The sequence below is a fragment of the Streptomyces sp. NBC_00376 genome (genome assembly GCF_036077095.1).
Taxonomy (GTDB): Bacteria; Actinomycetota; Actinomycetes; order Streptomycetales; family Streptomycetaceae; genus Streptomyces.
Genome location: NZ_CP107960.1, coordinates 6,280,629 through 6,305,237, shown reverse-complemented (window position 1 = coordinate 6,305,237; position 24,609 = coordinate 6,280,629). Strand labels below are relative to the sequence as shown.

General features: G+C 68.2%; 29 protein-coding genes. 16 read left to right on the top strand and 13 right to left on the bottom strand.

The window, feature by feature from the left end:
• Positions 1-231 precede the first annotated feature (231 nt).
• The gene (gene glnA / locus OG842_RS28440; RefSeq protein WP_266736872.1) at positions 232-1,641 is read left to right on the top strand and encodes a type I glutamate--ammonia ligase; all 1,410 of its coding nucleotides are present in this window, start codon (positions 232-234) and stop codon (positions 1,639-1,641) included.
• A 3-nt stretch (positions 1,642-1,644) separates the two neighbouring features.
• On the opposite strand, the gene OG842_RS28435 is transcribed toward glnA, so the two are convergent.
• Complete coding sequence (locus OG842_RS28435) at positions 1,645-2,757, bottom strand: site-specific integrase (protein ID WP_266736874.1); 1,113 nt, start codon at positions 2,755-2,757, stop codon at positions 1,645-1,647.
• Positions 2,757-3,404 carry a helix-turn-helix domain-containing protein gene (locus tag OG842_RS28430; protein WP_266736875.1) on the bottom strand — a complete coding sequence of 216 codons (648 nt, stop codon included), beginning with the start codon at positions 3,402-3,404 and terminating at the stop codon, positions 2,757-2,759. The genes OG842_RS28435 and OG842_RS28430 overlap by 1 nt, the downstream gene beginning before the upstream one ends.
• A 176-nt stretch (positions 3,405-3,580) precedes the next feature.
• Between OG842_RS28430 and OG842_RS28425 the strand changes: the two genes are divergently transcribed.
• The 3 genes from OG842_RS28425 to OG842_RS28415 are packed head-to-tail and all read left to right on the top strand — an operon-like array spanning position 3,581 to position 5,456.
• Entirely contained in the window at positions 3,581-3,754 is a 174-nt protein-coding gene (locus OG842_RS28425; RefSeq protein ID WP_266736877.1) for a DNA-binding protein, read from the top strand.
• Between the two features lie 56 nt (positions 3,755-3,810).
• Entirely contained in the window at positions 3,811-4,329 is a 519-nt protein-coding gene (locus tag OG842_RS28420) for a hypothetical protein (protein WP_266736879.1), read from the top strand.
• 11 nt (positions 4,330-4,340) lie between these two features.
• The gene (locus OG842_RS28415) at positions 4,341-5,456 is read left to right on the top strand and encodes an AAA family ATPase (protein ID WP_266737374.1); all 1,116 of its coding nucleotides are present in this window, start codon (positions 4,341-4,343) and stop codon (positions 5,454-5,456) included.
• A gap of 197 nt (positions 5,457-5,653) precedes the next feature.
• On the opposite strand, the gene OG842_RS28410 is transcribed toward OG842_RS28415, so the two are convergent.
• Positions 5,654-6,886, bottom strand: a complete 1,233-nt coding sequence (locus OG842_RS28410; RefSeq protein ID WP_266734240.1) for an IS4 family transposase — start codon at positions 6,884-6,886, stop codon at positions 5,654-5,656.
• A gap of 288 nt (positions 6,887-7,174) precedes the next feature.
• Between OG842_RS28410 and OG842_RS28405 the strand changes: the two genes are divergently transcribed.
• From OG842_RS28405 to OG842_RS28375, 7 genes are all read left to right on the top strand, one after another.
• Complete coding sequence (locus OG842_RS28405) at positions 7,175-7,333, top strand: hypothetical protein (RefSeq protein ID WP_266736881.1); 159 nt, start codon at positions 7,175-7,177, stop codon at positions 7,331-7,333.
• A 170-nt stretch (positions 7,334-7,503) separates the two neighbouring features.
• Complete coding sequence (locus tag OG842_RS28400; protein WP_266736883.1) at positions 7,504-7,710, top strand: hypothetical protein; 207 nt, start codon at positions 7,504-7,506, stop codon at positions 7,708-7,710.
• A 2-nt stretch (positions 7,711-7,712) separates the two neighbouring features.
• Positions 7,713-11,753: a phage tail tape measure protein gene (locus OG842_RS28395; RefSeq protein WP_266736884.1), complete on the top strand. Its 4,041-nt coding sequence runs from the start codon at positions 7,713-7,715 to the stop codon at positions 11,751-11,753.
• Positions 11,754-11,760: 7 nt separating this feature from the next.
• Complete coding sequence (locus OG842_RS28390; protein ID WP_266736886.1) at positions 11,761-11,958, top strand: hypothetical protein; 198 nt, start codon at positions 11,761-11,763, stop codon at positions 11,956-11,958.
• Between the two features lie 18 nt (positions 11,959-11,976).
• Positions 11,977-12,666, top strand: a complete 690-nt coding sequence (locus tag OG842_RS28385) for a hypothetical protein (RefSeq protein WP_266736888.1) — start codon at positions 11,977-11,979, stop codon at positions 12,664-12,666.
• A 184-nt stretch (positions 12,667-12,850) separates the two neighbouring features.
• Complete coding sequence (locus tag OG842_RS28380; protein WP_266736889.1) at positions 12,851-13,228, top strand: hypothetical protein; 378 nt, start codon at positions 12,851-12,853, stop codon at positions 13,226-13,228.
• A complete protein-coding gene (locus OG842_RS28375; protein ID WP_266736891.1) occupies positions 13,215-13,502 on the top strand; it encodes a hypothetical protein in 288 nt (95 codons plus the stop codon). Before OG842_RS28380 ends, OG842_RS28375 begins: the two co-directional genes overlap by 14 nt.
• Before the next feature lie 95 nt (positions 13,503-13,597).
• Here the strand turns inward: OG842_RS28375 and OG842_RS28370 are convergent, their stop codons facing one another.
• The 7 genes from OG842_RS28370 to OG842_RS28340 form a co-directional block, all read right to left on the bottom strand.
• Positions 13,598-13,708, bottom strand: a complete 111-nt coding sequence (locus OG842_RS28370; RefSeq protein WP_328512688.1) for a DUF397 domain-containing protein — start codon at positions 13,706-13,708, stop codon at positions 13,598-13,600.
• A gap of 47 nt (positions 13,709-13,755) precedes the next feature.
• A complete protein-coding gene (locus OG842_RS28365) occupies positions 13,756-14,448 on the bottom strand; it encodes a DUF5753 domain-containing protein (RefSeq protein WP_266736894.1) in 693 nt (230 codons plus the stop codon).
• Between the two features lie 1,072 nt (positions 14,449-15,520).
• Positions 15,521-15,958 (bottom strand): hypothetical protein, encoded by a 438-nt coding sequence (locus tag OG842_RS28360; RefSeq protein WP_266736896.1) that lies wholly within the window; start codon positions 15,956-15,958, stop codon positions 15,521-15,523.
• Complete coding sequence (locus OG842_RS28355; RefSeq protein ID WP_266736897.1) at positions 15,958-16,356, bottom strand: hypothetical protein; 399 nt, start codon at positions 16,354-16,356, stop codon at positions 15,958-15,960. Before OG842_RS28355 ends, OG842_RS28360 begins: the two co-directional genes overlap by 1 nt.
• A 383-nt stretch (positions 16,357-16,739) precedes the next feature.
• Complete coding sequence (locus OG842_RS28350; protein ID WP_266736898.1) at positions 16,740-16,931, bottom strand: hypothetical protein; 192 nt, start codon at positions 16,929-16,931, stop codon at positions 16,740-16,742.
• A complete protein-coding gene (locus OG842_RS28345) occupies positions 16,928-17,341 on the bottom strand; it encodes a DUF6907 domain-containing protein (protein ID WP_266736899.1) in 414 nt (137 codons plus the stop codon). Before OG842_RS28345 ends, OG842_RS28350 begins: the two co-directional genes overlap by 4 nt.
• On the bottom strand, positions 17,338-18,030 hold the full coding sequence (locus tag OG842_RS28340) for a DUF6907 domain-containing protein (protein ID WP_266736901.1): 693 nt from the start codon (positions 18,028-18,030) through the stop codon (positions 17,338-17,340). Before OG842_RS28340 ends, OG842_RS28345 begins: the two co-directional genes overlap by 4 nt.
• A gap of 175 nt (positions 18,031-18,205) precedes the next feature.
• Here OG842_RS28340 and OG842_RS28335 point away from each other — a divergent pair, with 175 nt between their 5' ends.
• Positions 18,206-18,943 (top strand): GntR family transcriptional regulator, encoded by a 738-nt coding sequence (locus OG842_RS28335; protein WP_266736902.1) that lies wholly within the window; start codon positions 18,206-18,208, stop codon positions 18,941-18,943.
• 1,869 nt (positions 18,944-20,812) lie between these two features.
• Positions 20,813-21,148 (top strand): hypothetical protein, encoded by a 336-nt coding sequence (locus tag OG842_RS28330; RefSeq protein WP_266736904.1) that lies wholly within the window; start codon positions 20,813-20,815, stop codon positions 21,146-21,148.
• Positions 21,149-21,174: 26 nt separating this feature from the next.
• Here the strand turns inward: OG842_RS28330 and OG842_RS28325 are convergent, their stop codons facing one another.
• Entirely contained in the window at positions 21,175-21,660 is a 486-nt protein-coding gene (locus OG842_RS28325; RefSeq protein WP_266736905.1) for a hypothetical protein, read from the bottom strand.
• Between the two features lie 224 nt (positions 21,661-21,884).
• Between OG842_RS28325 and OG842_RS28320 the strand changes: the two genes are divergently transcribed.
• Positions 21,885-22,247: a hypothetical protein gene (locus tag OG842_RS28320; RefSeq protein ID WP_266736906.1), complete on the top strand. Its 363-nt coding sequence runs from the start codon at positions 21,885-21,887 to the stop codon at positions 22,245-22,247.
• An 84-nt stretch (positions 22,248-22,331) separates the two neighbouring features.
• Here the strand turns inward: OG842_RS28320 and OG842_RS28315 are convergent, their stop codons facing one another.
• Complete coding sequence (locus tag OG842_RS28315) at positions 22,332-22,601, bottom strand: hypothetical protein (protein WP_266736907.1); 270 nt, start codon at positions 22,599-22,601, stop codon at positions 22,332-22,334.
• 120 nt (positions 22,602-22,721) lie between these two features.
• Between OG842_RS28315 and OG842_RS28310 the strand changes: the two genes are divergently transcribed.
• Positions 22,722-23,081 (top strand): arsenate reductase family protein, encoded by a 360-nt coding sequence (locus OG842_RS28310; RefSeq protein ID WP_259933912.1) that lies wholly within the window; start codon positions 22,722-22,724, stop codon positions 23,079-23,081.
• 55 nt (positions 23,082-23,136) lie between these two features.
• Here OG842_RS28310 and OG842_RS28305 read toward each other — a convergent pair whose 3' ends face one another.
• Positions 23,137-23,994 (bottom strand): alpha/beta fold hydrolase, encoded by an 858-nt coding sequence (locus OG842_RS28305; protein WP_266736910.1) that lies wholly within the window; start codon positions 23,992-23,994, stop codon positions 23,137-23,139.
• 92 nt (positions 23,995-24,086) lie between these two features.
• Between OG842_RS28305 and OG842_RS28300 the strand changes: the two genes are divergently transcribed.
• Positions 24,087-24,548, top strand: a complete 462-nt coding sequence (locus OG842_RS28300) for a MarR family transcriptional regulator (RefSeq protein WP_266736912.1) — start codon at positions 24,087-24,089, stop codon at positions 24,546-24,548.
• Positions 24,549-24,609 lie beyond the last annotated feature (61 nt).

The window sequence follows — 24,609 nt, the reverse complement described above, 5'->3', positions numbered from 1 at the left end:
CGGCGGGACGCCGGGCGGGGGCCCGGTACAGCCCCCCGAAGCGGCCGGAACACGGGTCCGTAACCGGTCACGAGGTGCCGGTCACACTCGGCTCGGTTAACTTCAGCGAAACAAATGGGTCATGCTTGAGAAATCCGGTCTGCCTATGGTCGGGTCCAGCGTGTGCCACCGCACTGGCCGCACCACGAGCTACAACCCCGTCCCTCCCGGGCCGGGAGTAGGAGGAGTTGGATGTTCCAGAACGCCGACGACGCGAAGAAGTACATCGCCGACAATGACGTCAAGTTCATCGATGTCCGGTTCTGTGACCTGCCCGGTGTGATGCAGCACGTCACCGTCCCGGCGGCGACCTTCGACCCGGCCGACGAGCTTGCCTTCGACGGCTCGTCGATCCGCGGCTTCCAGGCCATCCACGAGTCCGACATGGCGCTGCGCGCGGACCTGTCGACCGCCCGTCTCGACCCCTTCCGCCGCGACAAGACCGTCAACATCAACTTCTTCATCCACGACCCGATCACCGGCGAGCAGTACAGCCGTGACCCGCGGAACGTGGCCAAGAAGGCCGAGGCGTACCTCGCCTCCACCGGCATCGCCGACACCGCGTACTTCGGCCCCGAGGCCGAGTTCTACGTCTTCGACAACGTCCGTTTCCAGACGTCGGCGAACGAGAGCTTCTACCACATCGACTCCGAGGCCGGCGCCTGGAACACCGGTGCGGTCGAGAACAACCGCGGCTACAAGGTCCGCTACAAGGGCGGTTACTTCCCGGTCCCGCCGGTCGACCACTTCGCCGACCTGCGTGCCGAGATGTCCCTGGAGCTGGAGAACAGCGGCCTCCAGATCGAGCGCCAGCACCACGAGGTCGGCACCGCCGGCCAGGCCGAGATCAACTACAAGTTCAACACGCTGCTCGCCGCGGCCGACGACCTGATGCTCTTCAAGTACATCGTGAAGAACGTCGCCTGGCGCAACGGCAAGACCGCGACGTTCATGCCGAAGCCGATCTTCGGCGACAACGGCTCGGGCATGCACGTCCACCAGTCCCTGTGGGCCGGTGGCGACCCGCTGTTCTACGACGAGCAGGGTTACGCGGGCCTCTCGGACATGGCCCGCTACTACATCGGCGGCATCCTCAAGCACGCCCCGTCGCTGCTGGCGTTCACCAACCCGACGGTGAACTCCTACCACCGCCTGGTCCCCGGCTTCGAGGCCCCGGTCAACATGGTGTACTCGCAGCGCAACCGCTCGGCCGCGATGCGCATCCCGATCACGGGCTCCAACCCGAAGGCCAAGCGCGTCGAGTTCCGCGCCCCGGACCCGTCGTCCAACCCGTACCTGGCCTTCTCCGCGCTGCTGATGGCGGGCCTCGACGGCATCAAGAACAAGATCGAGCCCGCCGAGCCGATCGACAAGGACCTCTACGAGCTGGCTCCCGAGGAGCACGCCAACGTCCAGCAGGTCCCGACCTCCCTCCCGGCCGTCCTGGACGCGCTGGAGGCGGACAACGAGTACCTCCAGGCCGGCGGCGTCTTCACGTCCGACCTGATCGAGACCTGGATCGACTACAAGCGCACCAACGAGATCGCCCCGATCCAGCTGCGCCCGCACCCCCACGAGTTCGAGCTGTACTTTGATCTGTAAAGATCAATCAGCTTCTGAGCTGTAGGTTCGCACTGCGGACCCCTCGCCAGTCCGCGAGGGGTCCGCAGCTTTTTTGATCTTGCCTGCCATGACCGCCTCGACGGCACTCCGCGTGGACTCATCCGAGTCCGGCCACAGGTGACCGTATGTATCCAGCGTCGTCTTCGCGGACGAATGCCGGAGCCGGTGCTGCACCACCTTCACATCGGCACCCGACGCGATCAGCAACGAGGCGTAGTAGTGCCGCAGGTCGTGGAATCGGAAGTCGGCAGGGAGTCCCGGCACGTCGCCGCGGACCGCTCGTATCCGCCGTTCGATTGCCCACGTGCTCACCTGCTCGCCGGCGTCGTGGGCCAGCACGGTGACCGGGCCGTCAGCAGCAGGGCGCGGCAGTGCGTCCACGAGCGCATCGGGAATGGGGATGAACTCCTGGCTCATCTCCGTCTTCAGCGGCTCGGCCGGGTACTGCACCGCAGGACGGATCTCCCGAACGTCGAACTCGACGTCGGTACGCCGGAGCCCGCAGACCTCTCCCACGCGCAGGCCGGCGAACGCGCCGAGGAGAACGGCCAGCTGGTACTTCTCGCCAAACGCCTCATACAGCTGCCATACCTGCTCGGTGGTCGCGACGTAGGGCCGCGGCTTCCCTCCACCAGGGCTGGTGCGCCGCGAGCACGGGTTCGACGACACGATGCCGTCGTGTACGGCGTCCGTCATCACCTGGGACAGCCGGTTGTGCAGGGCGAAGATGTACGACGGCTTGCGCCCCTCCTTCGCCAGACGGGCCAGCCATGACTTCACCATGCTGGGCTTGATGCTGCCGACTGGCAGGGGCCCGAACTCCTTGCGGATGCGGGCCAGGTGCACTTTCGCCTGTCGAACCGTCGACGTGCGCTTTGCCGCATAGCCAGCGAGCCACCGGTCACACCACTCATCAACCGTGACCTTCCGCGCCTTGGGGTCGACATATTGCCCGGTGACCAGGCTCGCCGTCTCCTCGTCGAGCCAGCGCTGCGCGTCGACTTTCCTGGCGAAGTGGCGGGCATGCTCACGGCCAGCGGCATCCCGATACCGCGCCCGATACTTGCCGTTCGGGCGCTTCTTGATGCTCGCCATTACTGCTCCATCCGCGGCAGAGACGCCGCATGCTCCAGCATCCCCAACTCGGCCATCTGGTCCAGCCACCGGGCAGGCAGGGCCGGAACCCCTACCCGCGCAGCGAGCATGCCGTCGAGGACATCCGCCAGGAGCCGGAGGGCCCGGATCTGCTTCTCCCGAGCCGCTGAAGTACCTTCCGGGCGGCCGACGCGTTCGGCGACACGGAGGTCAGAGTCAGCTTGGTGCACCGTTGCTTGGGCAACGTTGAGTCGACCGTAGAGGCGTAGCGGAGCCGAGTGCTGAAGCCAGAAAGCCGAGTCCCCCACCGTCTGCCGCTCGGCGTTGACTGCCTGCTCCTCGCCAATGATCCACTTGCGAGCGAGGTCAGGATGGATTGCCTCACCCGGAATGACCTCGACCCGGTCAGCCTCTCCAAGGGGGAGCATCAACGCCAGGGGCGGCACGTCGAGCACGCGCGCGAGGGCCAACCACTCGACCACTGTTACGTTCTGCCGCTTGCCGCTCTCCAGCCCGCTGACCGTAAAGCGGTTCCAGGGGATACCTAGATCTGTCAGCCTCTCGCCGAGCTCCTGCTTGGTCAGGCCCTTGCTCACCCGGAAGTCTTTCACCTTGCTCGCGATGGTCTCGGTAGGCCCGTCAGTCATCGACATCTCCTTTGCGTGAGTTGACCTCACATTAACGAGAGCTTGCGTCACCCGCAATGACAGTGCATCATCGCACTCGACGAGCAATAAACGCTCGTTGACGTGAACTCAACTCACACATTGGGGAGCTAATGTCACATCAGGCACTTCCCGCTGGACGTCGCCCTCTCGCGACCGTGCCGGAACTCGCCGAGCACTACGGAGTTCCACAAGCCACCGTCCGCCGTTGGCACCACACCCAGACGGGCGTTGGTCCCCTGATGTTCCGGGTCGGCAAGTACCTGCGCGCCCGCTGGGACGACATCGACGCCCATGACGCCAGCCAGGCCGGAGGGCGGAAAGCCGCATGACCGAGAACACAGAAACGCCCCGGCGGGTATCCGGGGCGTTTCAGGGAACTCGCGCGGTGGGCGCATGGCCCATCGTCGCACAGGTCCAGCGGCGCCGTGAAGCGGCCCACCGTTCCGAGCCGCTGGAGTGCGGGCACCGCGACCCGCTCGACTGCCAGCGCGAAGCCCTTGAGCCTTCGCCCGAACTGGTCGAGCTGGTCGAGCACATTCAGGCAGACGACATCGTGGGCCTGTGGGCCGAAGCGAAGTCGCTGTTCTTCGCCGGGACATTCCCGCCCTACGCCTCCCCGGCCTGGCGGGAGCTCCACCCGGACGACCCCCGCCGGCTGGCCGGGGCGCTCGACGCTGCCGAGTCGTGGCGGAAGTACGGCGACGACGTCACCCAGTGGCTGCACGACGCCTTCACGGCCAGGCCGCCGCTGTCGTCCGGCCGCAGCCTCGCCGAGCTCGACCGCGCTGCCGAGCCGAAGCCGCCGCACCAGTTGCGGGCCACGCCCGGCTGGCCGCCCATCGCGGTGCCTGGCAAGCCCGGACAGTGGCTCGCCTACGAACACGAGAGGGGGTTGGCTGCGTGACCTACCCCGACATGTGGGCCGAGGACGAGCAAGGATACGAGCCTGTCCCGACCCACAGTGACGAGCCCGCGCGGCTGACTGTCGCCCCCGCCCCTGCCACACCGGTACCGACGTGGCGACCGCGGGATCTGCAGGAAGTCCTCGATGGGACGTACAAGGCGCCGCAGCCCACCGTAGGGCGGCGCGATGACGGGGTGCCGCTTTTCTACGCGGGGCGCATGCACTCCGTCGTCGGCGAGTCCGAGGGTGGCAAGACGTGGTTCGCCCTGCTCGCCGTCGCGCACGAACTGGCGCAGGGGAACAGCGTCGTCTTCATCGACTTCGAGGACGACGCCCCGGGAGTCGTCGGCCGGCTGCTCGCCCTCGGCGCCAACGCGCAGGACATCAGCGACCGGTTCGCCTACATCCGGCCCGAGGAGCCCCTCACGATCGGACTCAACCGGCTAGAGATCGGCCAGGCACTCAACGACCTGCGGCCCACCTTCGTACCCATCGACGGTGTCACCGAAGGCATGGCCATGCACGGCCTCGAACTCAAGGACAACACCGACGTCGCCAAGTTCGGCCGCATGCTGCTGCGTCCCATCGCCGAGATGGGCGCCGCGGTGGCCACCCTCGACCATGTCGTCAAGGACAAGGAAGGCCGCGGCCGGTACGCCATCGGAGGAGTCCACAAGCTGAACGGGCTCAACGGGGCCATGTACGTGCTGGAGAACCGGACGCCGTTCGGCGTCGGCGTCACCGGTAAATCCACGGTCCGCATCGCCAAGGACCGGCCAGGGCAGCTCAGGAAGCATGCCCTGCCGCACCAGAGCGGCCTCCACTGGTTCGCCGACTTCGTCCTGAAGTCCCATGACGCCACCTTCACCGAAGCCTCGCTGTACGCGCCCATCGAGCACGAGGGCCCGTTCCGTCCGACTGAGGTGATGAAGAAGGTGGCCGACGCCATCACCCACGCCAGGGAGCCCATGAACGTGCGGGCCATCGAAGCGCGGGTCGGCGGCAAGAAGGACGTCCTGGCCGCAGCCATCGCCCGCCTTGTCGACGAAGGCTTCGTGGACGTCGCGCCAGGCCCGAACCGCTCCAAGCTCCACACCCTCGTGAAGCCGTTCGAGGAGGTGGCCTAGCCACAATACCGGTGATTTAGGTGCTCTTCTGGCGTCTGCTGGCGGGTTTGGTGGGCGGGATGAGTGTGATTGCTGCTGCGGGTGGTCGGGGTGGGTTGCGGTGGTGGGTGTGTTTGAGGTGCCAGTTGGCCATCTTGCGTTTGATGACACGGGGGTTGGAGCGTTGCCTGCGGGGTGGCAGGAGTCGTTCCAGCAGCTCACGGATGGCGTGGGTCAGGGCTCGACTGAGTCGTGAGGGGGGAAAGTGCCGCCTGGTCGGTGACGTGGCGGCGAGCGATGCGAAGGGTGCGGGTGAAGGACAGTCTGTCGGGGTCGAGGCCGGCCTGGTGAGCGGTGTGGTGCATGACGTCCCGGAGTGCGTGGTGGACAAGAAGGAAACCGTAGATTTCCTGCTCGACGCCATCGGGGTACTGGGAGCGGAGGACGAGGCGGTGTCCGCCCTGATGGGTCTTGATCTCGTCCAGGGTGTTCTCGATCTCCCAGCGTTGATGGTAGAGGCCCGCCAGGTCGGCCGCAGGGGCCTCCTGCGGGTTGCAGATGGTCGTGATCAGCCGGTAGACCGTGTCGGCGTCCTCGCGGCCGAGGGTGTACTCGATGACGCGGACCCGGACCGGGTCCCGGTGCTTGCGGTCGCCTGCCGCAACGATCTCGGACAGGTAGGAGCCGTCGTCGAAGGCTTCGAGGACCGGGAGCACGATGTTCTTCCGGACGCGCCACAACAGGTCCGCGCCCGTGTCCGAGGCGGCCCGCCACAGCTCGAAGCCGGTGATGCCGCGGTCGGCCATCAGCAGCATTCCCGGCTCGAGCCGGCCCAGCAGGCCGGGAATCAACTGCTGTTCATGAACCGACAGCGGGCCGGTCGCCGCGGCGAACACCGCGTGTGTCCCGCACTCCACCAGCGCAGCGACCCTCACCTGCGGGTAGGCACTGCGCTGCTGTCCCCGGCCCGAGCCGGGCCGGCCGAAGAAATCGCTGTTCGCCCCGGTGTCCGGCACATCGAAGACCGTGCCGTCCACCGCAACCAGACGCCACTGCCGATACCAGGCACCAGTAGTGTCCGGGGCGGCCACCGGCCGGCACACTCGCGCGAACAGCACCTTCAACGGCTCCGGCCCCAATCGCCGGCGGGCCCGGCCGATCGCCGCTGTCGTGGGCACCTGCCACGGTTTCTCCCACCGCCGCACCCGCTCCAGCCCCTGCGTCAGCAGTCGGGCCACCTCCTCATAGCCCTGCCCGGAGAACAGACACATCGCGAGCACGAAATAGACCACCACCCGGGCCGGCAACAGCCGCGACCGCTGTTCCAGACGCCCACACCCAACAACCACCTCATCCACCAACTCGGGCGGAAACACCCGCGTCAGCACACCCAGAGCGATCCGGTCCGACAACCGCTCACCCGACGACTTCACCTGTCCAGGCCTTGGCACACCACACCCAACGACCCACCACCAACAAAGTCACCGGTATTGGGCCTAGCCAGTGTCCCCGTGTCCCCCGGGTGTCCCCCAGTGTCCCCCGAGGGACGCCGTCCCCCCGGTGTCCCCGTGTCCCCCGTCCCCCTATAGGGGGGACACGTGGACGGGGGACACCGACCGGGTCGCCAGCCAGCAGGCCGGTGTCCCCGCAGGGGGACAAAGACGCAGCAAGAAAGAGACCCCCGCCCATTCCTCACCTAGCCAGCCATCGGTAACCGCAAGCAGCGATAAGGAGCACCCGTGAACGTCGATGACATCGTGCGGCACCGCATAGCCGAGGAGCGCCGCAAGGACGAGCAGAAGAAGCGCCGGCGCGCAGAGCTGGCCGAGCGGCGCCGGTACGGGCTCCAGGCCAGGCATGCGGCGAAGATGCGCCGCTGGGACAAGGGGGTCTCATGAGGAAGCGCACGTACTGCGCCAGCTGCGCCCGACCGCTCCGGCGCGGCACCTACGCCCGGTGCCCGCTCGACTGCGGCGCCGCCCTCTGCCGCAAAGGGCCCTGCGGCAACCAGCACGTCCCGAACAACTGCCCCGTCGACCAGGCTCGCCGAGGCCTTCAGGAGGTAACGATGCCTGAGTCACCACCGACCGACACCGACGTGCTGAACGTCGTCGACGCCATCAAGCTGCTGGTCGCGGATGCTGCGATCGAGGATGCGCTCGCACCCCGGCCGGCCGTGCCCGAGGTCGCGGTCAGGCCCGACAAGGCCCGTGCCGCCGACATCCTGCGCGACTTCTACCGGCTCGGCTTCTTCGACACAGAGAGGGGCGAGTGACCATGGCTGTCCGTACCGTCACTGTCCGCCTGCGCGCCGACATCTCCCAGTACACCCGCGGTATGCGGCAGGCCAGCGACACTACGTCGCGCCTAGCCAACGGTGGTGCGGCAGTTGGCGCAGCCATGCTCGCAGGATTCGCGGTGGCTGCGGCTTCCGCTGCCAAGTTCGACAAGGCGCTCTCCAACGTCCGGGCCGTCACCGGGGCGTCCACGGCGGACATGGCGAAGCTCCGCGCGGCCGCACTGGAGGCGGGCAAGACCACGTCGTTCACGGCCACGGAGGCGGCGACCGCGGAGGCCGAGCTGGCCCGCGCAGGCGTGTCCACGGCCAACATCATCGGCGGTGCGCTGAAGGGTTCGCTCGCCCTGGCCGCGTCCGGGCAGGTGGATCTCACCGAGGCCGCCGTTGTGTCCGCGCAGGCCATGAACACCTTCGGTCTGAAGGGCAAAGACGTCACCCATATCGCCGACCTCCTGGCGGCAGGCGCGAACAAGTCCGCTGCTGACGTGCACGGGCTGGCGATGTCTCTGCGGATGGGTGGCCTGCTCGCGCATCAGACCGGGCTCAGCATCGAGGACACCGTGGGCGTGCTGTCGGCGTTCGCCGACCATGCCCTGATCGGCTCGGACGCTGGTACGTCCCTGAAGGTCATGCTGCAGCGGCTGGTTCCCCAGTCGAAGGAAGCCGCCGCGATGATGGACAAGATCGGCTTCTCTGCCTACGACTCCAGCGGGAAGTTCGTCGGACTGACGGAGATGTCCGAGCGGATGAAGACGTCGTTCTCGAAGCTGACGCCCGAGGCCAGGAACGCGGCGATGGCCACGATCTTCGGCGCTGACGCCGTCCGGTCCGCGACGATCCTGTACGAGCTCGGCTCCGAAGGCATCGACAAGTACGTCAAGAGCGTCGATGACAGCGGCGCCGCCCAGCGCATGGCCGCTATCCAGACCGACAACCTCATGGGCGACCTGGAGCGCCTGCGCGGCGCCCTGGAAGTCGCCCTCATCGAGGGCGGGTCCGCGGCGAACGGCGCCCTGCGGGACATGACCCAGTGGATCACCGCCCTCGTCAACGCGTACAACGACCTGCCGCCCGGCCTGCAGCACGCCGTGACCGGATTCATGGGTATCGGCGGCGCGATCGCTCTGGCAGTCGGCGGCTTCCTGCTCCTGCTCCCGCGCATTGCCGCGACCCGGGCAGCTCTCGCCTCCATGGGTGTGACGGCTGCGACCGCCCGGTCAGCCATGCTGCGCATGGGGCAGATCGGCCTCGTCTTTGCGGCACTGTCGACCCTCTCGATCGGGCTCACCAGCGTCATGAAGCGTTTCCAGGAAGCGCCGCCGTCGGTCGCGAAACTGACCAGCGCGCTCATCGACTTCGCGAACAAGGGCCTCGTGGCCGGTGAACTCGCGCGGGTGGCCGGTAAGGACTTGGACGGCTTCGGCGAGGCAATCGCGCGTATCGCCCACCCGGGAGTCGGGGCGCGGATTCTCGACTCCGCTGTGGCCATCACGAACTTGGGCATGAACTCCTCGACTGCATTGTCTGAGGCTCGGGACAAGGTCAGCGGGTTCGATGACTCGCTGGCCAGCCTCGTTGAGGGCGGCAACACTGCTCTCGCGGCGAAGGCTTTCAAGCAGCTTGCCGTTGAAGCGGAGGCCCAGGGCACATCCACCGACAAGCTGCGCACGCTCCTCCCGAAGTACGGGGAAGCCCTGGCTGGGGTGGACGCCCAGCAGAAGCTCGCCGCCACCGGCCAGAGCAAGCTCGGCTCTGAGGCCGGCATGACCACGGATGAGCTGAACGACCAGAGGAGCGTCGCCGAGAAGCTGGCCGACGCTCTGAAGACGCTGAACGGCATCAACATCAGTACGGCCGAGCAGGAGATCAGCTTCCGGAAGTCTCTGGCCGACCTCACTGGCGCGGTGAAGGACAACGGCCACAGCCTTGACGTCACCTCGGAGAAGGGCCGCAACGTCAAGGGCGCCTTCCTCGATGCGGCGAAAGCGGCGATGGAGCACGCTGAGGCCGTTGCCGAACAGAAGAACAGCGTTGAGGCGGGCAACGCCGTCCTGGTCAAGGACATCGAAACCCTCAAGGCCACGATGCGCGCGGCCGGGTTCTCGAAGGACGCAATCGACAAGCTGACCGCCGCATACGCGCAGCTGCCCGCCACGGCCACCACGAAGGTCACGGCCGACACGAAGAAGGCCGTCAGCGACCTTCAGGCCGTGCAGAACAAGGTCCGCACCACCAAGGGCAAGTCGTTCACCATGACGGCCCTGACCTCCACCGCCGAGAAGTCCCTGAAGGACCTCGGCTTCAAGGTCACCCACATGAAGAACGGGTCGGTGAAGATCTCGGTCCCGACCGGATCGCCGATCGCCCAGGTCGGCGCGATCCAGCGGGCCATCAACGGCATCCAGGGCAAGCCGGTCGGCATCGGGGTGTACCTCAAGGCGACCGGCAGCGACCGGGATGCCAACGGTGTGCCCGACATGATCCAGTCTCGGCGGAATGGCGGCATCATCCACCGGTACGCATCCGGCGGCGCCGTGCTGCAGATGTACCCGTTCGGCGGGCCGATCTCCGGCCCCGGCACCGGCACGTCGGACAGCATCCCGGCGCTGGTCAGCAACGGCGAGTACATCGTCAAGGCGGACGCGGTACGAAAGTACGGCGTCAGCATGCTGGACCGGCTCAACGCGAAGCGGTACGCCTCCGGCGGTCTCGCCGGATTCACGTACACCCCGACCGGGGCGTCTGTTCTCGGTGGCCCGACGGATGCCAAGGAGCGGTACGACAAGCAGGTCCAGGCCCTCAAGGACGCCTGGAACGACCTGACCAAGGCACTGGCCGACGCGAAGAAGAAGGCCGACTCCCTCAAGGACGCCGAGAAGAACCTGGCCAAGGTCCGCAAGGGCAAGCACACCGCGAAGCAGCTGGACGCGGCCGAGGACCGGGTGGCCAAGGCCAGGGCGGCGAAGAAGAAGGCCGACGCCAAGGTCAGGGAAGAGCGGCAGGACGTCTACGACGCCGACAAGGCGCTCGGCGTGAAGAAGGGCGCCAAGGCCCCCAAGGGCTTTGACCTCAAGGCGTACCAGCTGCAGCTCTCGAAGTCCCTGGCGGCCACGGAGAAGTGGCGCAGCAGTCTCGCGAAGATCGGGAAGCGGGGAGGTGAGGAAGTCCGCGCCCTGCTGGAAGGCATGGGCGAGGAAGGCTATGCGCTCGTCAACGCACTGGCCGGCGCCTCCGACAAGCAGTTCAAGGACATCGTGTCCAGGCTGCAGAAGACCGGCGAGGCCGCCAAGGCGACCCTGGCCGACTTCACCCAGCAGCTCAACGCCGCAAACAAGACCAACCAGCAGTTCGCCACCGACCTGCAGACCCTCGCGGCCCGCGGGTACGGGGACCTGGCGCAGGCCCTGGCGGCGCAGGGCGATGTGAACGCCCAGGCGCTCGCGCATGCTGCGGCAACCGGGAAGGCTGCGGACGTCGCGAAGGCCAACGCCTCGGTGAGCAAGGCGAACAGCACGCTGTCGGGCGAGGACCTGTCCAACGCCCTGGTTCTGCTGACCACGCTGCGAGGCGGCTCGGGGCGCGGGTACGCCGACCTGATCGCCGCCGGGCTCGACACGGCCACGATCCGGGCCCTGGTCCCGAAGATGCTCGGCCAGATCAACAGCCTGCCCGAGGCCAACAAGGGCGCGTTCCTGAAGCAGTTCGCCGCCCAGACCGGGATCACGGCGATGGCCCGCGGTGGCATCCTCCGCTCGCCCACCGTCCTGGCCGGCGAGGCGGGGGTGCCCGAGTCGTACATCCCGATCAACGGGTCTGCGCGGTCCAGGGCGCTGCTGGCGACGACAGCGCGGATGCTCGGCTACGACGCCCGCCCGGCCGGCCGGTTCGGCGCGGCCGGTAGCGGTGCGCCGGTGGTGCAGCAGATCACCAACCGGACCGAGGTCACGCTGAACGGGGCCAAGCAGAGCAGCGCCGAGCAGGCGCACGACATTGCCCGCCATCTCAACTTCGTTGGATAGGAGCCCCATGCCCTACTGGATCCCCCTGCAGCAGGCCAAGGCCGAGGCGCTCGCAGCCGCGGCTGAGGCCGCCGCCAGCACGGCCGCCGTGCCCACCGCTCCACCCGTACCCGACGGGTACTACGCCCGCACCAACGTGCCCGAGACCGAGGTCGACGAATGCCTCGCCACTCTCGGCATCCACCGCAACGCCCGCCAGCTCTAACTCACCAAGGAGACACCCATGCAGCAGCTCGAAAACCTCAAGACCCACGGCGCCACCGGGCTCATCGAAGCGGCCCGCCGCGGCGACATCACCCTGCCCCAGCAAATGACCGACGACTACACCGGCCTTGAGCAGCTGGCGGACGAGCACGCCGACCGGTGGGGGCGGGTCGACGACCCCAAGGTGAACAAGGCGGCTGACGAGCTGGCTGGCCGCATCGGTGCGGCAATGGCCTACGGCAACGCGACGGCGCTCATCATCGAGCACGTGCAGCCGGCCCTCGCCAAGTTCCTCGACGACCTGCGCGCCGACCTCAAGGCCGCCGGCCGACACGCCACACAGGCAGGCGCCACCCTCGACATGCTCGAAGAGCCGGAAGAAGTTCGGGTCGCGATCCTTCGGCTCAACGTGGCGTTCCCCAAGTACGCGGCAATCCGTACCTGCTGGGAGTCCCTTCGGCGCGGGGCTGGCACGAGCGACCCGCTCGGCCTCGTCAGCCCGCTCGCAGAGGTCGCCAACCTGCCTGACCTCGTCCCTGACTGGCAGTCCGCGTACTACGGCCGCGCACCGTGGCCGTGGCACTCCACCGCCTTTCACATCCGCATGGGCTGGCTGCTCGCTAACGGCGCCCAGGTCTGGGTGCCCACCGCGGCCGAGCAGGACGCGGCATGGAAGCGCTACGCCCCCCAGGTGAAGGCTGCGGCCTGACCCACTGACTGGCAGCCGGCGCGGGTTCTCCTGTGTGCCGCGCCGGCTGCCGCCCGACGTCACGCTTAGCGATCAACCCCGGGGAGGGACCCCCAGGAAGATCACGACGGGGACCGCCGGGGAGGGGGCTGGAACCCCGAGCATTGCTCAAGATCCGTTTTTGCCCACAGAGAGTGAGATCGAAATGGACGTACCGGAGGCCCCGTCGGGGCTCGGCGAGGCCGGCCGAGCTCTGTGGGTAGAGATCCTGTCGGAGTACGAGCTGGCCCCGGATGAGCGCATGCTTCTGGTCCAGGCGTGCCGGACCGTGGATGAGCTGGAGATGCTTGCCGATGCGCTCGTCGACGGCGCGGTCGTCGTGCATGGCAGCACGGGCCAGCCGAAGGCGTCAGGCCTGTTCGCCGAAGCTCGCGCGCATCGTGTGGTTCTGGCAAAGCTGTTGGAGCAGCTCGCACTGCCCGCGGACGGCGACGAAGAGGGGAAGTCGCCGGCGCAGCTGAGGGCGCAGAAGGCCGCTCAGGCGCGTTGGGCGCTGCAGAGGGCCCGCAGTGGCACGGCGTAGGCGCCAGGCGCCCGTAGAGGACGCTGGGACGCCCGAGTGGCTGTGGGAGTTCGACGGCAGGCTGTGGGGCTGGCACGCGAAGGATCTGCGGTCCTGTCAGGGGCAGATCGAGGGCCACCATGCGGCCCGGTCGCGCTGGCACGCGGCCCGCCGTGAGTGGCTGGAGGAGCGCGGCCTGGTGACTCGGGACTCGGTGCCGTGGTCGGATTTCAAGCGGATCGAGCGGGAGGAGCCGCACCGTGTCTTGCGCCGCGCCGAGCCACCTGCGGCATGATGGAGCCGTCCGGACATGCAGAAGCCCCCGCCGCAATTCTCCTGCGGCGGGGGCTTCCTGCTGGTCACCTCGTTGATGTTATCCACGAGGTTGGGCTACACCTGGTGCGTCTTGGCCCAATCGACGAGCGAAGACCAGGCGGCCGGCTGGAGCGGGATTCGTGCACCCATGGGGCGCTTGGAGTCCCGGACCAGTACACCGTTCACCGGGCGGGCCCACTCGACGCACGAACCGGAGTCCGTGTACGTCGACTTCACCCAGACCAGAGCATCTTCTCTACCTTCGTGCACAGCGTTCTCCTCGCCGTGTCGATCAACTCAAGTGACGCTGCTGGCGGCAGTGCACTTGCTTGCAGGTGATCGTATGCGGCCGAGTAGGCGGCGATGTCCTCCGGACGAGTGCTGATCATTGAGCCGGTCAGCTGCTCAGTGAAGACAACGCGCTGCGGGCCGACCTTGTACGCGGTGAACGCCCCTGACAGGCCGGGGTGCCCGGGGCAGTCGATCGGTAGCACCTGCAGCGTCACGGACGGCCGCAGCGATACGAGCGTGAGCAGGTGCTCCAGCTGCTCAAGAAGCACGGCCGGCCCGCCTACGGGGCGCCGCAGCACCTGCTCGTCGACGATGAACCAGGCCCGCCGGTCGCCGCCGTAGCCGAGCGCATCGATGCGCGTGCTGCGGCGCTCGGCCCGTTCGGCGACGTCCTCTATGGGAAGGGACGGTGCGGCCGTCGTGATGGCGCTGGCCGCGTACTGGTAGCTCTGCAGCATGCCGGGCACGAGCGTCGGATGCCATGCCTGGATCTGGTCTGCCGCGGCCTCAAGGCGGATCAGCCGCTCGATGTGGTCGGCCTGCGAATCCTCCGAACCGGCCCGCCACAGGCCGGCCTTCGATGGGTCGCGGGTGCCGCGGACGATGTCCGCAGCTTCCTTGCGGTTGGGCTTCACCGGTTCTCCTCCGGTCGTGCCTTCTTGGTCCGTCAAAGCTACTCCTCGTGTGTGGTGCGTCACACCGCTTGATCGGGTTCACCTGTTCGTTCACCTGGGTGGCGAGTGAACTTTCGGCGTGCTACGCGCGCACGTGCGCGCACGAGTCGGACGTTCACTCATCGGCAGCGAGACCCTTGGTGTCAGCGCGAGGTGTCAGCCCGAGGTGTCACCTCGCGCGCGCACGCGCATTGACCTAAGGAAACGGCCCCAATTCGGGGCCGCTGACACCCCGCTGACACCCGTTCTGACTGTCAGCGGGGTGGACTTGGGGTGTCAGCCGGTGTCACCGCAGGTCAGAGGGGGTGTCAGCGCTGACACCCCCTGAATTGAGCGGGGTGCTCAACTGCTGCTCAGCGCTGCTCCGTCGCAGGTCAGAGCCGCTCGGGGTACTGCTCGCGGGGTGCTCGGGATTTTGGCGAGCAGTTGACCGAGCACCTCGTCGAGCGGCTGTGACCTGCGGTCGAGCAGCACCGAGCACCCCGCGAGCAGTAGCCGATATCAGGACAAGCCGGGTGGTGGGTGCCCGGCGAACACCCGGCGGGCACCCGGCGCGGACCCGGCGGGCACCCGGCGGGCACCCGGCGGGCACCCGGCGGCTGGCCGCGGGGGGCGACTTCTCCGCCGGGTCTCTGCCGGGCCTGTGCCGGGCCTGTGCCGGGCCTGTGCCGGGCTGGACGAGCCGTCGGCCTGTTGCTATACGCGCGCGAGCGCGCCGGGGCGCGTTGAGCATCCGATGGCTCAGCTCGAACGGCTTGAGCCGAGCCGTTGAGCCATCGCTCCCGGCCCGTCTATCCACCCGTCTACAGGCCGACTTCGACCCGTCTATGACCCGCCTAGGGTCGCGGGCGAGCCGGAACCGTAGACGGGCCAAAGACGGGGCATAGACGGGGTCCAGGCGGCCCATAGGCGGGCTAGGCGGGTCACGGGTCTGACCTGCGGGGTCACGCCAGGGTCACACCCCGGGTCACAGCCGTGACGCCCTGCCTGCTGTGCCCGGTAGGAGGCGGGCACAGACGACAGGGCGCTTGGGTCAGGCAGACAGGAAGCGCAGGGCAACGGCGCCCAGTTGTTCCTGCAGAGAGTCGATGCGGGCCTGCATCAGCGCCATGTCCGCAGCCATCTGCGCCACCACCGGATCGGCAGCAGGGGCCGGCTGAGGATGCGGGCTCGGCGTGGGCGCCGCAGGTACCGCCTTCGGCGCCGCCGATACCGGCTCGCCCTTCTGCTGCAGGAGGCGCGCGAACCGTTCAGCCACCGCCTGCCTCGCACCCTCGTAGGCGTCGTCCAGGACGCGCTGGATGTGGTTGCGGGGCACGATCGTGCGGTCGGAGTGCCAGCCGGCCACCGTGCGCACCGCAATGTCGAGGTGCTCGGCGAAGGCGTCGTTCGTCATGCGGAACGCGCGCTGCAGGGTGATGGCAGTCTCCGCGGTCCACGTGTCGATGAAGGGCCGTTCGGTAACGGACATCAGACATTCCCCTTCGCGGCGATGTACGGGTAGGCGCGGTCGATGGCTCGGTAGCTCGCCCGGATGTAGTCCCCGATCGACGGGTCATCCAGAAGTTCGGCGTGGGTCTCGGCATCCTGCTGGATGGTGAACGGGCTTTCCATCGCCAGGGACAGTTCGACGCTCTGGCGGATGTACGCCACATCCCAGGTGTCGGGGTTCTCGCCGCTGGCACCGCAGGCAAGGTCGAGCGCGGTGGCGAGCATGTCCCGGGTCATGGCGACCTTCAGAGTGACGACCGCTCGGACGTCTTCCCCGGGAAGGATGTCGTCAGGGTCGGCCACGCCGAAGACGTAGTCGGTCGGCGTGGCCGGCGGGAGGTGCACCGACCGGCCGTCAGACAGGGTATGAATGCTCATGGTTCTGCCCTTCCAGGTGTGGGCCACTGGCGGGCCCCGGGGTGCGATCCCGGGGCCCGCGTGGCGTTACCGGTGGAGTGCTTCCCGACCGTGCGGGAAGCGAGTTGTACGACCCCCGGAACCCGTGTGGGTAAAGGGCTCCGGAGCGGTGGGGGACTTGCGATGCGACCTGCGGTGAAGCCCCCGACCTTTTGGGATTTCGCCTGCGGTTTCGGGGCCGCGAGCGGGTGGGGGTCGATGGGATTCGACCTGCCCTTTCGCACCCCCGAAACCGGGGGAGCACTTGGTTTGCGACCAGCCAACTTTTCTGCGAATCGCAGGCCGAGCACTTGTTGAACAACCTGCGGCGATGCGGTCCTTCACTTGGATCGCACGCTGCGGTCTTACGACCCCTGCGGGACGATCCCGAGCGCCCTGTCGAGCAGGCAGCTGAACAGCTGCTGCCCGTGCCGGTCACCGGTCGCGCGGGCCGCTATCAGCCGATCGGCAACCTGTCCGACGGGCGGCATGCGGCGGGGCGTCATCGAGCGGAGCGCGGCGTCCTCTGTCGGCCGGCGAACCAGTGCGGTACTCACGGCCCCTCCGCACGGATCGCTTCGAGCTGGCCGACCATCGTCAGGATGTGATCGGCGTGGGACCGGAGAGCCGCGGCAATTCGACGCGACCCGGTCGGCCCGACCTCGAGGTGCCCGTCGTCCGTCTCGACGGACAGGAACACCTGCGTGCGGTCGCTGCACGGCCACTGCACCAGGCCGACCTCGACCATGCTCACCGGCCCGTGCTCGGGGGTGTCGGCCAGGGCCCACACGGGCTCGCTGCGATGCGTGATCTCCGCCTGCGCCGGCGGGTACCGGTAGCCGTGCTGGACCGTGCACCACGAGGGGCACAGGATCCGGACGTCACCGGCATCGGACGTCGTGACGGTGAACGTGCCGTCGGAGTTCCGGACCGGCAGCGGGGCCACGATCGGGCGGTCCTCGCTCATCGGCCGGCCCGGTTCGCCATGGCGCGGATCTCCTCGGCGAACTCCACCATCTTGTCGGCGAACTCCAGGGCCTGCGCCGGGGTCATACTGAAGCTGTCGGCCTCGTCGTCGATAACGACCAGCGGCTGACGGTGCGACTCCGCCGTACCGAACGAGTCCGCGTTCAGCCGGGCGTGCAGCAGGGGCTGCGGGTCCTCAGCGACGCGCGGGGCCCACACAGTCGCCGAATCGCTGGAGTGGTAGACGTCCTCCAGGTTCAGCTCGGGGTCGAGGTGGTCGCGGGTGCACCACTCGTAGCACTCGACGTGGACGACGCCGTTGCTCACGGCGGCCGGGCGCAACGGGCGTGACAGCTTCGCGCGCTTCGCATAGGTCTGCTCGGCGGGGCTGATGCGGGCGAGGAGGTCCCTGACGATCGGCTCGCGGTCCGCCTGCGGCAGGTTCCGTTCGAGCTGGATTTCGGCGTCACCGACACGGCCGGTGAAGTAGCCGACGATGCCGTCTGCGGCGAGTTCCCCCTGCTGGACCTCGACGATACGCACGCCGAGGGTGGCCAGCAGTTCGTTGATCGGGGTGGTGGCGACGGCGCCGAGGGTCATCGACCGCCAGGCGTCGGCCGACTGCTCGGCGACCCGCTGCGCGACGATGCCGCCGGACGGCTTGAAGGAGGCAGGTACCGTGTTCTGCATGGTTCTCTCCTCTTGCGTAGGAGTGCGGACCTAGGCCCCGTCCCGGTTCTGCTGCCAGGCTCCACCGGGCGGGGCTGCGTGCTCTCAACGTAGAGGGCTCTACTACTCGACGTCAAGCGCTCTACCGGATACGCTTTTGGAAGGCAGAGCGCTACACACGAGAGGAGCCCACTAGATGGCAAAGACCGGATATGCGGAGATCGCCGCTCATTACCGGAGACTCATCGACGAAGGCACGCTGAAGGCCGGCGACCCCATGCCGCCCATGAGTCAGGTTCAGAAGGACTTCGGTGTCACCATCACCACCGCGAACCGGGCGTACAGGCTGCTGAAGACGGAGGGGCTCACCGAGGCCAAACCGGGGGTGGGGACCGTAGTCGCCGAACGTTCGCGTGTCGCCTCAACCGGGGCAGCCCGCCTCCAGCGTCTGGAGCGCACGGGGAAGCCCTATGCCCCGGGCGAGACAGCCACGGACCACCAGGCCGCGTTGCGCTCCTGCGCCGATCCCGAGATCGCCGAACTGCTCGGCGTCGAACTGCACGACGAGATCGTGCTGCGCTCCCGGGTCTTCCTGCGTGAAGGGCAGCCGGCCGTGGTGGCTCTCTCCTGCATCCACCCCCGGGCGCTGGGGCCGGTCCCGGAACTGCTCGGCGGTCCACTTGATCGATTCTGGCAGGAGCTCTACACAGAGCGGACCGGGCGCGTCATCACCCGTTCGCCGGAACGGCGAGGCGCTCGGCTCGCCTCCAACAGCGAGCTCGGCGCCCTGTCTGTTGCCGCGCCTGCGGGTGCCGCTGTCCCAGTGCTCGTACTCCGGAACGTGTTCCACGACGAAGATGGACCGATCGAAGTATGGGAAGACGTCTATGCGCCCGGTCTGTGGCAGGTGGCCAGCGGACCCGGCACGGCTTGAGAATTCCGCTCGCCGCAAGAAGCCCCACCCATGGATTGGGCGGGGCTTCTTCGTCTCGCGGCGCCGCTACACGCAGCGACGATCTGCAGTCCGCAGGGAGTCCGCAGAATGACGAATCATGATGAGCTACAACAGCACACGACGAAACTTAAAATGCGCAGGTCAAGGCGCTGCTGCCGCGCTGATCGAGGTGGGGAGGAAGCCGCACGAGTTCGAGCTGTACTTCGACCTCTAAAGAGCGGAACCCGGCACGCCGGCCGGGGGTACCGGCCCGGCCCGCTCCGGACCGGACGCACCACATACGTGCATGAGCCCTCATCGAGAAGCCGATGAGGGCTCATGACGTTCGAGGTCGAGGAATCACAGAGGCGTCACCGGTTGCTCGCCGGTTGCAGTGCCGGGCTGCATGGTCCCCGTCGTAGTGCCCGGAGTGGTCGTCCCACCACCAGTGCCCGGAGTGGTCGTCCCACCACCGGTACCCGGAGTGGTCGTCCCACCACCAGTGCCCGGAGTGGTCGTCCCACCACCAGTGCCCGGAGTGGTCGTCCCACCACCAGTGCCCGGAGTGGTCGTCCCACCACCAGTGCCCGGAGTGGTCGTCCCACCACCAGTGCCCGGAGTGGTCGTCCCACCACCAGTGCCCGGAGTGGTCGTCCCACCACCAGTGCCCGGAGTGGTCGTCCCACCACCGGTACCCGGAGTGGTCGTCCCACCACCGGTACCCGGAGTGGTCGTCCCACCACCGGTACCCGGGGTAGTCGTCCCACCACCGGTACCCGGAGTGGTCGTCCCACCACCAGTGCCCGGAGTGGTCGTCCCACCACCGGTACCCGGAGTGGTCGTCCCACCACCAGTGCCCGGGGTAGTCGTCCCACCGCCGACCGTGTTGCCGCCGCCGACCGTGTTACCGCTCCCCGCGATGACGGAGCCACCGATGGTGGAACCAATGATCTGGTTCAGGTTGTTGACTGTCTGATTGGTGACCTGGTTTATCACCGTCTGCGACAAACCAAGACTTCTGCCGGTGGCCTGCGCCGCCGCGACACCCTGTGCCGCCGCCGCCTGTGGGGAAGCGCCCCTGCTTCTCGCCGCCTGTGCCGCATTCGCTCCGGCAGCCGCAGCAGCGGCTGCACCCGCTCCGGCCGATGCCGCTGATTCCCCACCGGTGCAGGCCACAGGGCCTATGGAGAAGCTGCCCGTGCCCGTTACGGCCGTCGGTCCTATACGACCGTCAGCAGAGGGGCGCAGCACCATCCCCCCGGGGGATACGACGAACATCCCGTTGGGATTGAAGTTCTCTCCCGTCAAGGTGCCTGCGGCTACCCGACACGTCTGAGTCGGGGCGGCGGAAGCAGGAGCGACAGCGGTCACAGCCAGCCCCCCGACAAGCGCCACTGTCGCGGCGGAACTCAGGACGACTTTTCCTCTCACGGTTTTCCCCTTTCCGGCACTGTGCATTCTTGCTGTCCGGTCACGTGTCATCGTGAGCAGCGGGCCATAGCCGTGGTGCGACTCCGGCGTGACGCTGACGTGACGCCGGCGCAATGACGGGACCGGCAGCAGCAACTCCAGGCGGAATCCTGGAATCCCTCCTCCTCAAGCTTGCGCGTTCTTCCTGAGGATGTCGCACCGAAAGATTTCCCGGATTCAACCAGTCCCGATCGGAGAGTTGAGGCCGGTGTCGTACGAAATGGACCGGCAAGAGAACGGGTCGAACGATACGATGGTTGTCAACGCCCAGTTCTGGTCGCGTTTCCACGAGCAGTTCTGGTCGTACGAGAATCCGTCCCCGTCGAGCCATGGTGCCGAGGCCGCAGAAGCCCCAGCACGCCGATGGGGAACTCCAGTTCACCCCGAGCCTTTGAGCTGATGGACATGAAGAAGAGAACTTTGCGGAACATCAGCGTCGCAGCGGCGGCTACCTTCTTGACGGCCGGGATCTTGGGCACATCAGCGAGCAGCTCCCTTGCCTCGCAGCAGAATTACCAGGCCGCACCTTCGGTACTCAAGTGCTACACGCTCATCGACAATCCGGACGAGGTCGTCTGCTACCGGATTTCGCAGCGGGCTCTGAATACGGGAAGCGAGATCGTGTTCTTCCCGTTCCTCATCCAGGTGCCCACGCCTTCGAATCCCCCGGCCCCGCTCGTCGTGAGTGTTCTGCCGCCGGATCTGACTCCAGGGGATTCCTTCAACGGTTCATGACAGTCGCGCGCGCTTTCGCGGTGCGGTCAGTGCCGCAGAGCCTGTCCCACCTCGGCCTTGACCTCTCCTGACAGCTTGCGGTTGCTGCGGGCCGTGGCGTCCTTGGACGCCTTGGCGCCGACGTCGTCGACCGTCACCACGACCGTGTCGAGCAGATTGCCGCTCCCGTCACGGAAGTTGACCTGCACCGCGTACGACTTCTTCGAGTCGGCGCTGTTCTTCACGGTGACCTTCACGGTGGCGCGGCCGTCGCCGTCGGTGCTCGGCCTGCCCAGCTCGACGTCGCTCCTGGCGTTCACGCCGCTCTTGAAGTTGTGCAGCTTCTCGCCGGCGGCGGCCGTCGCCGAGGCCACCACGTCGGCGCCCCGGGATGCAGCGGACGCCGCGGCGGACGCGGCCTCGGACGCCGTGCTGGACGCGCTGCCGCCACCGCCGGAGCAGGCTGCGGCGGTCGACATCACGGCCGTCGTCAGCAGTAGGGCCCACAGGCCTCGCGCGGCTTTCCTCGTCATCGTGCCTCCCAGCACTCGCCACTCCCCCCTTCGCCCATCGCCTCAGTCAAAGGCGCGGCGGCGCGGGCCGCATGCGGTGTACGCCGGACGGGTGAGCCGAGGGGCGGTGTCGATTCGCGGTGCGGTACGGGGCGGACGAGGCTGGGGGCATGAGCGATCACCGGAGGCCGGGCGGCGTCCCTGGGGGGATGCGGCGTCGGCGGAGGTGGCCCTGGGTACTGCTCGTGAGCGTGCTCGTGCCGGCCGGTGCCGGCGCCGTGGCCGTCGAAGTGGCCGCCGCTGCGCTGTCGAGGGAGGGGGCGAAGCCGCTTCGGATCACGTACGAGGTCACCGGCACCGCCAAGGACGTCACCGTCACCTATCCCACCTGGCGCGACGGCGACCTCTCGACCGCGCGGCTGACCCTGCGGACGCTGCCGTGGGCCGGGGAGACGCGGACCAGGGGCTTCATGAGCGGCGGCTCCTTCGCCGTCACCCTCGGGGCAACGGGCGGCGAGGTCGCCTGTGCGGTGACGGTGGACAACGGGACCGTCCGGACGGCCACCGCCTCCGGAGCCTTCGCCACGGCTACCTGCGGCGGGTTCTGAGCCCCGCCCATTGCTGCCCCTGTACGTGGCCGTGTCCCCGGGCCGCGGAGGGCTCGGGGACACGGTCGTCGGGTGCGCCGGACGTCAGCGGCCGTAGCGGATCAGGGCGCGGACCATGCGGCAGGTGGTGTCGGACGGCGGGTGGATGCCGATGCGCTCGGCAGTCGTACGTATCTTGGCGTTGGTCGCGGTCGACGGGTAGTAGACGCCCGTGTCGAGCAGGGCGATCGCCAGGCGCATGGCCTTCAGGCGACGGTTGTGGGTGACGTACCACTCGCGGGGCCGGCCCGCGGGGAGCGGCTTCTTCAGCAGGGGCTTGTCGAGCGGCTTGGTCGTGACTGCGGCAACGGCCATGGGCAACCTCCTGGCTTGGTCGTGGAACCCTCACCAACTGCCTTTATTTTACTGCCCGGCACTGACAATCGGCGCTGGCCAGAAGGGCTTTCGGGCCGTCCCTCGCGTACCTTTGGCCCCATGGAGATCTGGATCAATCCCGCCTGTTCGAAGTGCCGCAGCGCGGTACAGCTGCTCGACGCGGAGGGTGCCGAGTACACCGTCCGCCGCTACCTGGAGGATGTGCCCTCGCCGGACGAGATCCGGGCCGTGCTCGACCGGCTCGGGCTGGAGCCGTGGGACATCACACGGACGCAGGAGGCCGACGCGAAGGAGCTGGGGCTCAAGGAGTGGCCGCGCGAGGCCGGTTCGCGTGAGCGGTGGATCTCGGCCCTCGCCGAGCACCCGAAGCTCATCCAGCGGCCGATCATCACCGCGGACGACGGGACCGCCGTCGTGGGGCGCACGGACGAGGCGGTACGCGACGCGCTCGGACGCTGAGCATCCGTCGCGCGGTCCGCGCGACGGCCGTCACGACGGCCTGTCACGACGCCTGTCACCCGATGAAGTCCGCGATCCTGCGGTTCAGTTCGACGGCCGTCGGCCCGTGCAGCGGCAGTGTGTGGTGCGTCGCTCCGGGGATCGTCGCCGTCGTCACCCTCGGGAGCAGCCGGGCCGCCTCGGCGGCGACGCGGGCCGGGTCATGGGCCCGGCCGCGCCCGGCGAGCAGGACCAGGGCCGGTACGTCCAGCCCGCGCAGCGCCCCGGGAGCGGGGCGGGGACCGGTGACCGGGCGGGCTGACGGGAAGCCGGCCGCCGCGTCGCGCAGCCGCAGCCAGGCCGGGTCGAGCGCGGCGCCGCCCGTCTCCCACTCCAGGAAGGCCCTCGTCCGCTTGACGCTCGGCCGGATCAGCATCGGCAGGGCGTGCAGGAGGTAGCCGGGCCGGAAGCCGGCGAAGCACTGCGTCGGGTCCACCAGGACCAGCTTCCGGACGCGGTGGGGTGCGTGCAGGGCGTGGTGGAGAGCGATCCAGGCCCCGTAGGAATGCCCGCCCAGCGCGGTGCGGTCGGCGCCCAGCCCGTCCAGTACACCGTCCAGCCATGCCGTCAGGTCCGCCACCGTACGGATCGGGCGCTCCCCCACGACGCTGCGGCCCGGCTCACCGATCAGGTCGACGGCGTGGACTCGGTGTGCCCGGCCCAGGTGGGCCGCCTGGGCGTACCAGACGGTGGAGGTGGAGCCGCCGCCGGCCAGCAGCACGAGGGGCGGGGCGTCCCCGGGGCCGCAGCTGTTGACGTGGGTGGTGCCGTACGGGGTGGTGACCTGGGAGTACGTCGTCCCGGCGGGCCAGTTGGCCGCCAGGACCTCGTCGTACGCCTCGTGGAACGACGTGGGTGCCGACGTGGATGTCATGGGTGCCTCCCCGGTCGTGGCTGTTCCTGCCAACTCCCGGATATTATCTCGCTCAGCGAGATAATGGGCTCGGTGGGACGGAAGGAGCTTCGATGAGCGAGCGGGGTCCGGAACCGGGACCGGAGCTGGAGATCGTGCATCTGCTGCGCAAGGTGACCGTCGAATTCGGGCTGCGCCAGGCCGAGTTCGCGGCTCTTCACCACATGCACAGCACCGATGTCCGCGCCTTGATCTGTCTGCTGGACGCGGAGCGGGCGGGTACGGACGCCACCGCCGGGTGGCTCGGCGCGCAGCTCGGACTCAACTCCGCGGGCACCACCGCCGTCATCGACCGGCTGGAACGGCTCGGCCACCTCACCCGCACCCGCGACCCGCGCGACCGGCGACGGGTGCTGCTGGCGGTCGACGAGCGGGCGGTGGAACTGGGATGGGCGTTCTTCGGGCCCCTGATCGAGACCACGGTGGCGGTGCTGCGCGACTTCGACGAGACGGAGACGGCCGCCGTCCGGCGTTTCCTGTACGCCGCGCACGAGGCGGTCACTTCGGTACCTTGACCATCGGAGCGCCTCGCGCACCGGTCCGGCTCGAACCCCGACCGCCCGACGAAGCGGAGAC

Bases quoted from the DNA above. Each gene is read 5' to 3' on its own strand.
- glnA (WP_266736872.1), top strand. From the start codon at position 232: ATGTTCCAGAACGCCGACGACGCGAAGAAGTACATCGCCGACAATGAC.
- OG842_RS28435 (WP_266736874.1), bottom strand. From the start codon at position 2,757: ATGGCGAGCATCAAGAAGCGCCCGAACGGCAAGTATCGGGCGCGGTAT.
- OG842_RS28430 (WP_266736875.1), bottom strand. From the start codon at position 3,404: ATGACTGACGGGCCTACCGAGACCATCGCGAGCAAGGTGAAAGACTTC.
- OG842_RS28415 (WP_266737374.1), top strand. From the start codon at position 4,341: ATGTGGGCCGAGGACGAGCAAGGATACGAGCCTGTCCCGACCCACAGT.
- OG842_RS28400 (WP_266736883.1), top strand. From the start codon at position 7,504: ATGCCTGAGTCACCACCGACCGACACCGACGTGCTGAACGTCGTCGAC.
- OG842_RS28395 (WP_266736884.1), top strand. From the start codon at position 7,713: ATGGCTGTCCGTACCGTCACTGTCCGCCTGCGCGCCGACATCTCCCAG.
- OG842_RS28390 (WP_266736886.1), top strand. From the start codon at position 11,761: ATGCCCTACTGGATCCCCCTGCAGCAGGCCAAGGCCGAGGCGCTCGCA.
- OG842_RS28385 (WP_266736888.1), top strand. From the start codon at position 11,977: ATGCAGCAGCTCGAAAACCTCAAGACCCACGGCGCCACCGGGCTCATC.
- OG842_RS28380 (WP_266736889.1), top strand. From the start codon at position 12,851: ATGGACGTACCGGAGGCCCCGTCGGGGCTCGGCGAGGCCGGCCGAGCT.
- OG842_RS28360 (WP_266736896.1), bottom strand. From the start codon at position 15,958: ATGTCCGTTACCGAACGGCCCTTCATCGACACGTGGACCGCGGAGACT.
- OG842_RS28355 (WP_266736897.1), bottom strand. From the start codon at position 16,356: ATGAGCATTCATACCCTGTCTGACGGCCGGTCGGTGCACCTCCCGCCG.
- OG842_RS28345 (WP_266736899.1), bottom strand. From the start codon at position 17,341: ATGAGCGAGGACCGCCCGATCGTGGCCCCGCTGCCGGTCCGGAACTCC.
- OG842_RS28340 (WP_266736901.1), bottom strand. From the start codon at position 18,030: ATGCAGAACACGGTACCTGCCTCCTTCAAGCCGTCCGGCGGCATCGTC.
- OG842_RS28335 (WP_266736902.1), top strand. From the start codon at position 18,206: ATGGCAAAGACCGGATATGCGGAGATCGCCGCTCATTACCGGAGACTC.
- OG842_RS28330 (WP_266736904.1), top strand. From the start codon at position 20,813: ATGGACATGAAGAAGAGAACTTTGCGGAACATCAGCGTCGCAGCGGCG.
- OG842_RS28325 (WP_266736905.1), bottom strand. From the start codon at position 21,660: ATGACGAGGAAAGCCGCGCGAGGCCTGTGGGCCCTACTGCTGACGACG.
- OG842_RS28315 (WP_266736907.1), bottom strand. From the start codon at position 22,601: ATGGCCGTTGCCGCAGTCACGACCAAGCCGCTCGACAAGCCCCTGCTG.
- OG842_RS28310 (WP_259933912.1), top strand. From the start codon at position 22,722: ATGGAGATCTGGATCAATCCCGCCTGTTCGAAGTGCCGCAGCGCGGTA.
- OG842_RS28305 (WP_266736910.1), bottom strand. From the start codon at position 23,994: ATGACATCCACGTCGGCACCCACGTCGTTCCACGAGGCGTACGACGAG.
- OG842_RS28300 (WP_266736912.1), top strand. From the start codon at position 24,087: ATGAGCGAGCGGGGTCCGGAACCGGGACCGGAGCTGGAGATCGTGCAT.